The sequence below is a fragment of the Bacteroidota bacterium genome (genome assembly GCA_030017895.1).
Classification (GTDB): Bacteria; Bacteroidota; Ignavibacteria; order UBA10030; family BY39; genus JASEGV01.
Window position 1 is genome coordinate 17,269 of sequence record JASEGV010000002.1, and the last position, 12,400, is coordinate 29,668.

The 12,400-nt window shown below is 40.6% G+C and carries 12 protein-coding genes; all 12 read right to left on the reverse strand.

From position 1 onward, the window contains the following. Positions 1–22 precede the first annotated feature (22 nt). Positions 23–2,803 (reverse strand): T9SS type A sorting domain-containing protein, encoded by a 2,781-nt coding sequence (locus QME58_00700; protein MDI6802349.1) that lies wholly within the window; start codon positions 2,801–2,803, stop codon positions 23–25. 1 nt (position 2,804) lies between these two features. Next, positions 2,805–5,507, reverse strand: a complete 2,703-nt coding sequence (locus QME58_00705; GenBank protein ID MDI6802350.1) for a TonB-dependent receptor plug domain-containing protein — start codon at positions 5,505–5,507, stop codon at positions 2,805–2,807. Positions 5,508–5,695: 188 nt separating this feature from the next. Then, positions 5,696–6,574 carry an ATP synthase F1 subunit gamma gene (atpG, locus tag QME58_00710; protein ID MDI6802351.1) on the reverse strand — a complete coding sequence of 293 codons (879 nt, stop codon included), beginning with the start codon at positions 6,572–6,574 and terminating at the stop codon, positions 5,696–5,698. A gap of 3 nt (positions 6,575–6,577) precedes the next feature. Beyond that, positions 6,578–8,125, reverse strand: coding sequence for a F0F1 ATP synthase subunit alpha (atpA, locus tag QME58_00715; protein ID MDI6802352.1), 1,548 nt, complete (start codon positions 8,123–8,125; stop codon positions 6,578–6,580). Between the two features lie 25 nt (positions 8,126–8,150). Continuing rightward, the gene (atpH, locus tag QME58_00720) at positions 8,151–8,687 is read right to left on the reverse strand and encodes an ATP synthase F1 subunit delta (protein MDI6802353.1); all 537 of its coding nucleotides are present in this window, start codon (positions 8,685–8,687) and stop codon (positions 8,151–8,153) included. 3 nt (positions 8,688–8,690) lie between these two features. Beyond that, positions 8,691–9,176 (reverse strand): F0F1 ATP synthase subunit B, encoded by a 486-nt coding sequence (gene atpF, locus QME58_00725; GenBank protein MDI6802354.1) that lies wholly within the window; start codon positions 9,174–9,176, stop codon positions 8,691–8,693. A gap of 20 nt (positions 9,177–9,196) precedes the next feature. Continuing rightward, positions 9,197–9,424, reverse strand: coding sequence for an ATP synthase F0 subunit C (locus tag QME58_00730; GenBank protein ID MDI6802355.1), 228 nt, complete (start codon positions 9,422–9,424; stop codon positions 9,197–9,199). Positions 9,425–9,464: 40 nt separating this feature from the next. Next, a complete protein-coding gene (atpB, locus tag QME58_00735; protein MDI6802356.1) occupies positions 9,465–10,364 on the reverse strand; it encodes a F0F1 ATP synthase subunit A in 900 nt (299 codons plus the stop codon). Next, positions 10,365–10,751 (reverse strand): hypothetical protein, encoded by a 387-nt coding sequence (locus QME58_00740; GenBank protein ID MDI6802357.1) that lies wholly within the window; start codon positions 10,749–10,751, stop codon positions 10,365–10,367. It lies immediately after the preceding gene. Further along, positions 10,741–10,998, reverse strand: a complete 258-nt coding sequence (locus QME58_00745; protein MDI6802358.1) for an AtpZ/AtpI family protein — start codon at positions 10,996–10,998, stop codon at positions 10,741–10,743. The genes QME58_00740 and QME58_00745 overlap by 11 nt, the downstream gene beginning before the upstream one ends. 11 nt (positions 10,999–11,009) lie before the next feature. Then, positions 11,010–11,384: a polymer-forming cytoskeletal protein gene (locus QME58_00750; GenBank protein ID MDI6802359.1), complete on the reverse strand. Its 375-nt coding sequence runs from the start codon at positions 11,382–11,384 to the stop codon at positions 11,010–11,012. A gap of 24 nt (positions 11,385–11,408) precedes the next feature. Continuing rightward, complete coding sequence (locus tag QME58_00755) at positions 11,409–12,293, reverse strand: M23 family metallopeptidase (GenBank protein ID MDI6802360.1); 885 nt, start codon at positions 12,291–12,293, stop codon at positions 11,409–11,411. Positions 12,294–12,400: the final 107 nt, after the last annotated feature.

The window sequence follows — 12,400 nt, forward strand, 5'->3', positions numbered from 1 at the left end:
TATTTTTTTAATTTTATTAAAACTACCTTTCTAAAATTTCCGGTTGTATTATAGCGAGTTTAAGAACTTTCGTTTCACCGATTTCCGGCATCTCAACGTAACATAAATATATTCCGCTTGCTACCTGCAAACTTTCTTCTGTTCTCAAATTCCACTCAACAAATTGCGATGCGTCGGATTTGTGAATTGTTTGCACAAGATGACCGGCTAAATTAAAAATGCGAATGACGGCACGCGGGGGAAGATTGTTAAATGTTACAAACTCCCTGTAGCTGGACGTTGTATGCGAGTGCCCGGCGTAGTACGGATTTGGAAACACATTCACCATGCGGCTGCTCGCTTTTTTCTGAGCAAGACTACTATCAATTGCCGGTACTGTGTACTGATAAATATCATCAAGCCAGTGGTATCTTGAAAGTACCATCGTATCGACATCCATATAGTTAATTTTGAGGAGAATTCCCCCCTCGACTATTGGCGGGTCTGCATCGGGTTCAACAAATTGGTCTGCAATTATTTGTCTGTTGGAATTTAAATTGTATAAACTCCATTTTACACCACCATTGATTGTATCAAAACGAATCTCGTATGTATCGCCTGTTCCCGAAGTCGGGTCAATTACGTAAGGTGAAATACTTCCCTCGCTCTGTCCTTGTATATGTTTGACAGGAAGTTTATCGTAGTGTTTTGTTTGCAGCCCGACTCCAAAAGGGATTTGAGGTTTAGCTTTCAGAATAATCATTTCCGATTCCATCGTTTTCGGTATTGCATCAGGCGACGGTGAATAATTATAAGCGGTTACTGCAAAGTAATATTCCTGTCCGTTGTTAAGGCGGTGGTTCTTATCCAATACATCCTGCTTGAAACTGATATAGCGTTTTATTCTTGTATTCTCGCCGCGTTGTACAACCTCTTCCCGAATATAATAAAAAGTTGGATCGATAAACTTGTCCGTTATCCATCCAACATTGTTTTTCAAGTCGTACGTTGCAATCCGGGTTGCATCCGATTTTTTTGAGTTGGCAGATGGGAGTTGATAGATGTTGTAGCCTTCGAATCCATATTCTCCTGCGATAATTTGTTTTTCAATTCTCTGAACACTTGCGAGGTCAGACCCCCACTCAAGAATAATTTCCCTGTCAAGCTCGATAACTCGTACCTTCGGTGACTCCGGCGGACGTGGTAGTGCAAATTTTATTTTTGCTAAATGGCGAGCTATATCTATATAATGACGCAGAAGCGATAAACTCGCGAGGTGGTCGTAGGCATGCCCTCCAATTACGGCATATACAATTTCAGTTGAATCACCGGGTGCAAGCTTTACCGGCCCAGTGTTGAGTGTTAATATTCGATCACCCGCAGGTGCTGAGTAGAGCGTCCCCAAACCGTCAATGAAACCTGTTCGATTGATTGGATCCCCGGAAAAAGGAAATTTAGTCGGCAACATTCCGGGTGGATGAGGATAGAGACGATCGGGATTAGTTGAGGGTTCAGGAAGATATCCACGAAGCCATTTCCACCAACGTAGCGCTCCTTCGTAGCTAAAAGGAGGATCGCCAAAACTGCTGCCTGTATATTTTGGGGAGAATGAAGTAATCCCAAGATTTCTTTTTCCATTAATACTTCGGAAATTAAAAACACCCTTATCAGTCGGACTTCCCGCTACTAATGGTCCGTAGAGTAGTGCATACCCAACTGCGGGTGGTATTAAATTGAATCTCTTGAACTCAGCATCTATCGAAGTATTGTTGTAGCAGAAAGCTGATTGACGCAATGTATCACATCCAATCAGGTCGTCTGCAAAGTCGCCGATGTCAATGTCCGACCAGATACCGATAAATAAACTATCAATCCAGAATGATCCTTTCTGTCCGCCGCCAATATCCACGCCTCCTTTATTAATAATTTTCGCCCGTTTAAAATAAGCATTGTTTATTTGGTGTGTTGATTTGTATCCCCAAAGTGTAACTTGAATTTCAAGTCCGAGTGGTTCAGTACCAAATAAGCCAATGGTTGCGGTACGATCGAGGTCATTGTAAACAGTCCATATAACCTGATCAGCAGTCGCTGATGGATCGGAACCTGCAATTCCGGGTTCATCGTAATTTCCTGATATTAAATTGTGGTGGGTAAAATCCACACTGAACGGAGGTGGGGGTTGATAGCCAGCAATTCCATTCCGTTCAATGTATGGCGCTCCGTATTGAACGGGCCACTCACGCCAATCACGTGCGTACCAACTTAAAATTTGTAATATTTGAGATTGACTAACAATGCCGATTGGAATCTCAAAATATTCAGAGGCATCTTTAAGAAGTTCCCAATTGTCGGGGTTACGTCCAAGTTCAGCATAATCCCGGCGGATGCGATACACCCTAACATCGGCGTCGTTTTCATTCGCACGCACAGCATTAGTGTCCCATCCAATTATTCGTCCTGCTCGCGTCCCGGAAAAATAGGTGGTTCCCCCGACACGAACGACTTGATTTGAATCAGGCATGGTATAAGCTGAGTCGAGATAAGCTTTTGCTCCCCATAAAATACCATCTTGATAAATTACCGAAGCGGTGCCGCGTGGGAAAATACATCCGTTCTCTCCTAATGGTGTGTGATTCGATTGTCCGTCTGCCCGCTGCCAGGTTGTTATGTTGTTTATGTTTAGAATCTGATAGGAAGGAGAGCCTGAAATTTTTGAAAGCGGTAATGGTGGATTCGATTTGTTAAAAAATTCAGACTGTTGTCCGTCAGCAGCCATTGAAAAAAGGAGTAAAGCGAGAGACACAAATTGTAGGTTCGATTTCATTTCATACCTCGATTCTCAAACCTAATCGGATTTGACGAGGAGTTCCGTAAATATCAAATCCTGTTGCAGTCATATATGCCCAACGATTTTGTAGATTGAAAATACGGTATGCCTTTTCGTAATCCGGACTTGTAATAAATTGCTGGGCAGGTAGAGAATTCAACCAACCGTCATCGGTGGGTATGCCGGTTGTCGGATAAACATTTAAAACATTCCGCCGGTTAAAGAGATTCAGAATGTCGAGCGAAAGTAAAGCCCGCACGGGGCTTTTCAAAAAAGTTTTCTCGATGCGTAGGTCAACATTAAAATACCAAGGAGTTGAAGATGCGTTGGGAGTTTCACCTGGTACTGAGTAGAGCGGGTTAATGATTGACACAACACCAGGCTTGTATGACCCATAAGCGTAATAACCTACCGGGTCAACTCTTGTATATCGCTTGCCGTTGTGAAACGATGCAATCTGTATTAAACGTAAACCATCGAGAAGCCAGCCGTCGCGCTCATCAAACTTGAATTCAAGCATCAAAGAGCCATGATGAGTTGGATTGTAACTAAATGGGTAAGATGCATTCTGAGGATACTGTTGCGGGTGGCCCCTATACCACCCGGATGCTAAAGTTTTCCAATTCTCACGGCTATCGGAGTTGTTCCCGCTGGCATCGGTTAAGGAGTAATTCAGTTGAGCAGCGAACCGCGACTCGGGTGTAAAATGAAATGTAAGCTCAAACCCGCTTGCTTTTCCTCCCCCGTCATTTTTAAGCACGAGCGATCGTGGGTAATTAACAGTCGAATCTGCCCAGGCAAGCTGTGCCTGATTGGAAAGCAACTTATAGTAAAGGCGTACATCGGCAGCTACCAGTTTATTAAAGCGGTGTGAAATTCCTGCTTCGTAGTGCATAGTATGTTCGGGCTGTAAAAACTGACCTGAAATAGAACCTTTAAGTCCATAATACGAATGACCGTCAATTAGCATTTGATTCAAATCTCTTGTTGAAATTAACACCTCATCTAAAGGAACATACCTTGCATATTTTCCCAACGAAAAATATACATCTGTTCGTTCGTTCAGTTGTGTAATAAATGAAAATCGTGGTAAAAAAAGATTTATCGGTTTACTTTTCGAGAGACGGGATTCATCAATCCAGTAGTAAACAGGATGATGAATCTTAATTAAATCAGGAATTGAAGGTAACTGCAAATCGTACCGCTCGAACCGAAGTCCTGCGTGAATTGTATGCCGCATGCCCTGAAAAATATTTTCTACATAAGCAGAACTGAAGGAGGGTGTTCGCGGGGCATCAAATCCGCTATTTACTAACTTTCCATCTACATTGTAACCATATTGATGGATATTTCCAGTTCTCAACAACCAATACCTTCGTTCCATTTCATCCTTAAATATTCTCGGAGAGTTACCATCGTAACCGTAGATAGTCTGCATCAAGTAAGATAAATTTCCAATTGAATATTTCCGCAGCACTAACCACTCGCTTGCAATTCCTGAACGCAACTCCCACGTATCTGTAACTTTTACATCTGCTTCAATCGAAGCTTGAAATGATTCGTTCTTGGATTTTTCGTATTTGTTGTTTGGAGTGCCGGGATGGTTGAATATAAAACTATTAAGAGTGTAAATTGAATATGGTCCGCGATAACGACTTCTGAATCCATTGTATCCATTTTCTGCGTTCGCGATGCTGTCTGTAAATAATTGCCAGTTGTTTCCAAAATCAGGGTCAGTAAGTTCTGAAGACTTGTTGAAATAACCGAGTGAGATCCGGTACGATAGATCGGGAATAACTTTGTGTAATGTCTGAAACCCAACAAATGAAGTGAAATTAGTAAGCATCATATTACGTTTTTGCCTGTAATAATTTTCGAGGGCGTGGGGCCACTGACTGCCTTGCGGCGTACGATCGTGTTCGAAGGAGCCGATTAACCGGAAGTGAAGGTTGTAATAGTTTGTGGTTAGGTTTGCCTGTATAGTGTTGTTTTCATTCCAATTATTGTATAGATAGTTTTTCTGAAATTCAAGCGGTCCGGGGAGAGGTTTTCCAGAATTAAATGACCACGAATCTTCCTTTAAAGTATCGAAACGGAATTCTTCCAAGAACATCGGCTGCCGGTTGCGCCAGAAGTTATGCTGTCCTGCAACAAAGAATTTTATTCCGTATGGCAACGGACCTCCCGCAGTCATTACAACGTTGCGGTAACCGTATGAGCTTGTTTTAAAAAACTGATTGCCCGGTTTGGCAAAATCATCGGAACGCATATCCGCGCTAAATTCGTATTCATCTCCTCCTGTCCGCATTCTGCTTTGAACAACCCCGCCTGTAGTCCATCCGTAATTTGCTCCGAATGCCCCGGTGTGTATTTCAAGCTGATCGATTGCTTCGGGAATCAAAGACACATTGTTCGAGTGTTTGATAGGGTTTGTGACATTAAAACCGTCGAGTAAGTATGTGATATCGTTTGCACGGCTTGCACGCAAATGCAGGTTGCCGTTGATTTCTATGATCCCGGGAAAAAGAGGGAGATATGATTCAATCCCACGAATTGGCAGACGATTAATATCGTTAACTGTAAGACGATAAAAAGTATGAGGAAGTTGTATTTTGGATGTTGTTTGAGCGACTAGCTGAGTGTAAAAGAGGATACTCATACTGTAAAGAAATAATTTCAACTGTAAAGTTGTTCGGTCCATTTTGAAGATCCTTTCAATAACCTCGAATACAATATACATAACGGAAAAGGAATTATCAAGTTAACGAAATGGAAATTTATCCATTTACACAATGATTCAATGGTTAAGTGGCGAATCTGTTTAAAAAAACCCAACTTTTCGTTAAGAAAAATCGCCTTTAAATAAAAACTTAAATCTTAAGTTTGCTGCTATCCCGTTTTCTTCAATGCTTCTGCGCCGCCTACAATTTCAAGCAGCTCTTTCGTGATTGATGCCTGACGGGCTTTGTTGTAAACTAACTGTAAATTTCTTATCAAATCGTTAGCGTTTATTGTGGCGTTTTCCATAGCGGTCATTCGCGATCCTTGCTCGGCTGCATTCGATTCCAATAAAATACGCCACATTTGGAAATTAAGATGCTTTGGTATCAACGAATCTACGATCTTTTTACTGGACGGTTCGTAAATGTAATCGGCAGGATTGCTATCCTTTGATTGAATTGATTCTAAAGGAATCGGAAGAAGTTGTTCGATAACAATCCGTTGCTGAGCTACGGTTTTAAATTCGTTGTAAATCACTTCGATTTTATCGCATTTACCTTTTAAGAAACTGTTGCTAATTTCCGTAATGATATTTTTAGCGATCCGAAAATCTAAATGCGAAAATATACCGATGTGTTTACTCTCAATTTTTATCTCTTTTTTTACAAAATAATCGTATCCCTTTTTACCAACAGTTATCAAACGCAGATTACAACCCGGGTCAGAATAATAGCGGTTGATCTGCTGTCGTGTAGTGCGGATGATATTGGAACTAAAGGCTCCGCAAAGTCCTCTGTCGGAGGTAACGACTACAAGAATGACATTTTTGACTTCACGTTGTGCGAAGAAAGGATTTGAAAAATCTTGATTGTTAGCTGATAAATTTTGCAGAAGTTCTTTTATCTTGCGTGCGTATGGGCGCGCCGAAATAATAGCATCCTGAGCGCGGCGTAACTTTGCGGCTGCCACCATTTTCATCGCTTTTGTTATCTTCTGTGTGTTTTTAACACCAGCTATACGGCGGCGTATTTCACGTAGCGTCGGCATCTTTTATCCTAATTTAAACGAAGCTAAAAATTCTTTTAATACCGAATGAAGTTTATTAGTAATCGGTTCGGTAAGGTCTTTCTTTTCTGAAATCTCATTCAACAAATCTTTATGTTTTAGATGCATTGTTTCTAAAAACTCTTTTTCGAATCGTTGAACGTGTCCTAACGGAAGTTCATCTAAATAGCCGTTTGTGCCAGCAAAAATTACAATTATTTCATCTTCAACAGACATCGGGTTATACTGTCCTTGTTTCAGAAGTTCAACGAGTCGCGAACCACGTCGTAGTTGTGCCTGTGTAGATTTATCTAAATCGGAACCGAACTTTGCAAAAGCTTCCAATTCCCGGTATTGAGCTAAATCGAGACGAAGTCTGCCAGCAATTTTTTTCATAGCTTTAATCTGAGCGTTACCGCCTACACGCGATACCGAAATACCTACGTTGATAGCGGGGCGAACGCCCGAGTTGAATAATCCAGGCTCCAAATAAATTTGTCCATCGGTAATAGATATTACGTTTGTGGGAATGTAAGCCGATACGTCGCCGGCTTGAGTTTCGATAATCGGCAGTGCAGTTAAACTACCGCCGCCAAGCTCTTCGGATAATTTTGAGGCACGCTCTAACAAACGTGAGTGGAGGTAAAAAACATCGCCTGGATATGCTTCGCGTCCTGGGGGCCTGCGTAGTAGTAACGACACTTGCCGGTATGCTTGTGCGTGTTTCGATAAGTCGTCGTAGATTACTAAAGCGTGCCGGCCGTTGTCTCTAAAATATTCGCCTAACGTTGCTCCCGAATAAGGCGCTATGAACTGCAACGGCGATGGCTCGTTAGCATTCGATGCTATTACAGTTGTGTATTCCATTGCGCCCGATTCTTCTAATTTAGCGACAACTTGAGCTACTGTTGAACCTTTTTGTCCGACTGCAACATAAATACAGAAGACTGGTTTCACACCAGATGCGCGAGCTTTTTCGGTGTGTGTATATTTTTGATTGATGATAGTATCAACTGCGATAGCTGTTTTTCCCGTTTGCCGGTCGCCGATGATAAGTTCCCGCTGACCTCTGCCTATCGGGATCATTCCATCGACTGCCTTAATACCGGTTTGCAATGGTTCTTTTACCGGTTGTCGCTGAATTACACCTAAAGCTTTCCGTTCGATCGGCAAATATTTATCTGCTTTTATCGGACCGTGTCCGTCGATCGGTTGACCCAATGGGTTGATTACTCGTCCTAACATTTCTTCACCAACAGGCATCGAAGCAACTCGACCAGTTCGTTTTACAGGGTCGCCTTCTTTAATATACCGGCTTTCACCGAAAAGAATACACCCGACATTATCTTCCTCTAAATTAAGAACCATACCAAACACGCCGTTCGGGAATTCTACCAGTTCGCTCGCCATTACGTTTTGTAAACCGTAAATGCGCGCAATTCCGTCGCCGACTTGTAATACTGTTCCGACTTCATAAGTGTCGATTTCTTTATCAAAACTTGAGAGTTGTTTTCGTAATATCGCCGATACTTCGTCGGGTCTGATTTCTACCATTCTATTCCTCTATATTTTTTTCGTCTTAAGTGTTAAAATGCTGTTTTAGAATATCGAACTGATTTAAAATACTCCCATCGTAAACAGTATCATTGATTTGTATTTTGAATCCGCCGATAAGAGTAGGATCGATTTTGAAATGTGTTCGAACTTTCTTTTTTGTGAGACCTTCTAACCGTTTCGTAACTTTCTCTTTTTGTTCATTGCTGAACGCAACTACAGCGGATATATCTGCATTCACTATACCTCGCCTTTCATCTAAAAGTGATTTAAAACTATTGATGATTGCCGGCACAATTGCCTCACGATTTTTAGTGGTTAACAGTAGAAGAAATTTTATAGTAATCGGATCAACTTTATTTTCGAAAAGATCCAACATTATCTTTTTCTTCTTTTCGGTGTTGATGATTGGACTTTTTAAAAAAAGCTTAAAATCGTTCGAAGTATTCAACAACTTCTCGAGGGTTTCAATATCGGAGAAGAGTTTCTCTACTTTATTTTCTTCTACGGCAATCTGTAAAAAAGCCGTTGCATAACGTTGTGCAGCTTTTGATTCTATCATAGCTTAATTTTTCGGCAGTTCATCTAAATATGAATCGACTACTTTCCGATGTTTTTCATCGTCGAGGGTTTCGCCAATTATTTTTTTTGCGGTGTTGATTGCCAAATCGGCAACTTCGCTTCGCAATTTGAGTAGTGCGGCTTCTTTTTCTCTCTCGATTTCCAATTTCGCCGATTCGACCATATGCCGCGCTTGATGATGTGCCTTCTCAACTATTTCAGCTTTCAGTTTTTCGCCAAGTTCGTGTCCTTCTTTTAATAGCTTCGAGGCTTTAACTTCGGCGTTGGCTATGTGCTTTTTGTTTTCAGCAGCTTGATGTTCGGCATCGCGTGCAGCTTTCTCGGCTCTGTCAATCGAGCTTCGGATGTGTTCCTCTCGCTTTTCGAGAGCTGTAAGTAGCGGCTTCCATGCTAACTTCTTCAACAAAAACATCAGTATCAGAAAAGTTACTATTGTCCAGATTATTAATCCGGGATTTATATCTAACATTTTATTCTCGAAGTTTTATCTTACTTGGTAGCAAGGATTATGCAAATTGCAAGAGCAAAAAATGTTGCACCTTCGATAAGAGCTGCAGCAATTAACATCGAGGTTCGAACTTGACCGGCGACTTCCGGTTGACGTCCGCTTGCTTCCATTGCTGCTGCTGCAAGCTTTCCGATTCCAAGTCCGGCTCCGATCACTGTTAATGCTGCGCCGATTCCGGCTGCTAAATATCCAAATGCGTTTGCTTCCATTTTATATCTCCAATTTTATTTTTTGTTAAGTGTTTATTAATTAATGTGAATTTTCTTTATCAGTACTTACCTGCATCCCAAGTCCCATAAATAAGGAAGTGAGCATTGTGAAAATGTAAGCTTGCAGGAATGCTACAAATAATTCTAAAATATATATTCCAACAGCAAAAGCAATTGGAATTGGTGCAACCCAAATTGTCTTGAATATAAATATCAATCCAATCAACGAAACTATTACAATGTGTCCGCCTGTCATATTTGCAAATAAACGGATACATAGTGCAAATGGTTTTGTGAACAGTCCGAGGATTTCAATCGGAATCATTATGGGCCAAAGTATCCAATGAACGCCCCCTGTTAAATGAGCAAGGTAATGACCGAAACCTTGTTGGCGGATGGCAGAAGCCTGTATCATCACAAATGCGATTAATGCCAGAGCGGCTGTTACACTTACGTTGCTTGTAGAAGTTGAACCGTAGGGAACGAGTCCGGTCAAGTTCATAATTAAAATGAAAAAGAATGTTGTGAGAAAATAAGGCATATAACGGACGCCCTCTTTTCCCATGTTGGGCATTACAATTTCATCGCGTATAAAAACTACAAACACTTCGATAAAATTACCAATCCCTTTTGGAATTTTTGATTTAGTATTTTTTCGTGCTGCCGCAACAGCAATGAACAAAACAATTATTGCCGATATCCAGAGAAAGAAAACATGTTTTGTTATGGAGAAATCAATTTCAATTCCAAATAGGTTGACAGGAGGGAAGTGGGGTAGATTAATATATCCGAATGGAACTTCGAGGTAGGGCGCATCTTGTGTGTGATGAAGCAGTTCCACGAAAATATTTTCTTTATGTTCAGTGTGTGCCGCAACTGTATCAGTCATAGCCGATATTGTGTGTTGCGAAGATTTTAATGTGTCGATTACAGAACTCATTTACGATGTTTTTGCTCTAACTTTTTGTTCAATATAAAAAATTTCGAGGACAAGAAAAATTACATAATAAATAAAAAGTGAAATAATAAATGCCAATACATGCAGTTTTATAATCTGAATTACGAACAACATAGCAAGCAACAGCACGAACATACGAAATCCCATTCCACCGAGAATAGTTTTTAAAAATCTGGTCATCGATTTGTTGAAAGCATATTCGATTGAAAGATATCCGACAATAATATTTGCTGTGCTTAGTATTGCACCGACAGCTGCGGCAATTATAATTTCCGAGTTCGAATACACAGCCAGTGGATAAGAAGCTATTACTATACTAATTATTAAAATCCAAAATATTTTTTTGAAGAACGATATATCAATTTTCATTTTTATTTGATGTATTTGATTTTTTGGATTCAGCCGAAACAAACTTAAAGAAATGATAGAATCCGGCTGAGATCCCAAAAAAAATTCCTACTATCATAAGCCAGGGTTGTGTCGAGAATTTATCGTCAGCCCATTTACCGACTAAAAACATAATTATAACCATAGCTGCCATTTGAACGCCGATAGCTAAATAGGGCATTGCCTCGCGGTAAGCTTTAGCTAAGTGGTTCAAATCTTTTAAATTCATTTTTCGAAAAATTACCCTTTTGTATCAGGTTGCAACGGGAGAGTTTTACTCCCCGACATCGTGCAGTTACCGTCGAATATTGCTCCTTCGTCGATAACGAGCTTTGCTGCTCGGATGTCGCCGCTAACGATTGCTTTGTTTTCCAGAACTAATTTTTCCTGAACAGTGATGCTGCCTTTTATTTTTCCGCCGATTGAAATATTTTTCGCCGAAACAGAACCTTCGATTTCGCCGGATGAGCCAACTGAAACCAATTCGCTCGCAAATAATTCACCGATTACTTTACCGTCTATGCGGATGTTTCCTCTGCTTCGCAACTTGCCTTCGATGATTGTTCCAGTTCCAATTAAGTTAAGTTCGTTCGAGATTTCACTTTTTGATGCCAACTAATTAATCCTTCATTTTTTTAATTAATTCAATAAATAATCTTTCGGGTCGATTGCAATTTCGTCTTTCCAGATTTCGAAATGCAAATGCGGACCTGTACTTTCTTTACCTGTATTGCCTAACAATGCAATTGGTTCGCCGCGTCGCACCGTTTGGCCGGTTGTTTTCAAAAGCCGCTGGTTGTGTTTGTAAACAGTTCTGAATCCGTTTGCGTGTGCGAGGATAATCATATTTCCATAATCGTAAGACCAGTCGGCAAAAATAATTGTTCCTGGTGCCGAAGCAAATATCGCACTTCCTTCTTTTCCGGAAATATCAATTCCTAAATGTCCGTTTTCAAAATTAAAGTCTCTCGTTACCAAACCATCGATCGGTTTTGTAAGCGGGAGGTCGGGCATTCCGAATTCGCCTTGTGTAGAAATTCGCAGCGGGTTAAATATTTTTTCATCGGAACCGAACAACGGTGTTGTTTCCACTCTTTCGATTTCAACATCAGGCTCAGTTTTTAGATTAATTTTGGGTTCGTTCGCCGGTTCAGTATATCTTTCTACCAATATGCTATCCGAGTCGCTTATTTTTTCGCCTAAAGCTTTTCTAAGTTTTAAATTGTATTGCCGCAGAACTACGATTTCATTAATCAAAGTATTCAGTTTCTCCTGTACCTGAATAATCTGTTTGCCGTATCTGTTCTCGATTTCGGGATCGGTTATCGGAAGAAAATGACCTAACGGAGTATAAATTAGTAAACCGATAACGAAAACGGCTATCAATCCAATTGCCGAAACAGACATCAGGAGCAAGCTAAATTTTCCGACAGTAAAGTTCTTGGCATTTTCAGATTTATTGCCTGGAACAATTACGATAGTTAATTTTTCTTTTTTCCGCTTACGGGGTTCCTTTAATTGCATAAAATCGGCAAAAATATAATTAAAAATGGGGTGAAAACAAAATTGTAATAAAATGGGTTAGTTATAAATTACCTTTCCGATTCGTCTTTCTCGCCGCTCCTCACTTA

Excerpts from the sequence above, each read along its gene's own strand:
- QME58_00700 (MDI6802349.1), bottom strand. The coding sequence starts at position 2,803 with ATGAAATCGAACCTACAATTTGTGTCTCTCGCTTTACTCCTTTTTTCA.
- QME58_00705 (MDI6802350.1), bottom strand. The coding sequence starts at position 5,507 with ATGGACCGAACAACTTTACAGTTGAAATTATTTCTTTACAGTATGAGT.
- atpG (MDI6802351.1), bottom strand. The coding sequence starts at position 6,574 with ATGCCGACGCTACGTGAAATACGCCGCCGTATAGCTGGTGTTAAAAAC.
- atpA (MDI6802352.1), bottom strand. The coding sequence starts at position 8,125 with ATGGTAGAAATCAGACCCGACGAAGTATCGGCGATATTACGAAAACAA.
- atpH (MDI6802353.1), bottom strand. The coding sequence starts at position 8,687 with ATGATAGAATCAAAAGCTGCACAACGTTATGCAACGGCTTTTTTACAG.
- atpF (MDI6802354.1), bottom strand. The coding sequence starts at position 9,176 with ATGTTAGATATAAATCCCGGATTAATAATCTGGACAATAGTAACTTTT.
- QME58_00730 (MDI6802355.1), bottom strand. The coding sequence starts at position 9,424 with ATGGAAGCAAACGCATTTGGATATTTAGCAGCCGGAATCGGCGCAGCA.
- atpB (MDI6802356.1), bottom strand. The coding sequence starts at position 10,364 with ATGAGTTCTGTAATCGACACATTAAAATCTTCGCAACACACAATATCG.
- QME58_00740 (MDI6802357.1), bottom strand. The coding sequence starts at position 10,751 with ATGAAAATTGATATATCGTTCTTCAAAAAAATATTTTGGATTTTAATA.
- QME58_00745 (MDI6802358.1), bottom strand. The coding sequence starts at position 10,998 with ATGAATTTAAAAGATTTGAACCACTTAGCTAAAGCTTACCGCGAGGCA.
- QME58_00755 (MDI6802360.1), bottom strand. The coding sequence starts at position 12,293 with ATGCAATTAAAGGAACCCCGTAAGCGGAAAAAAGAAAAATTAACTATC.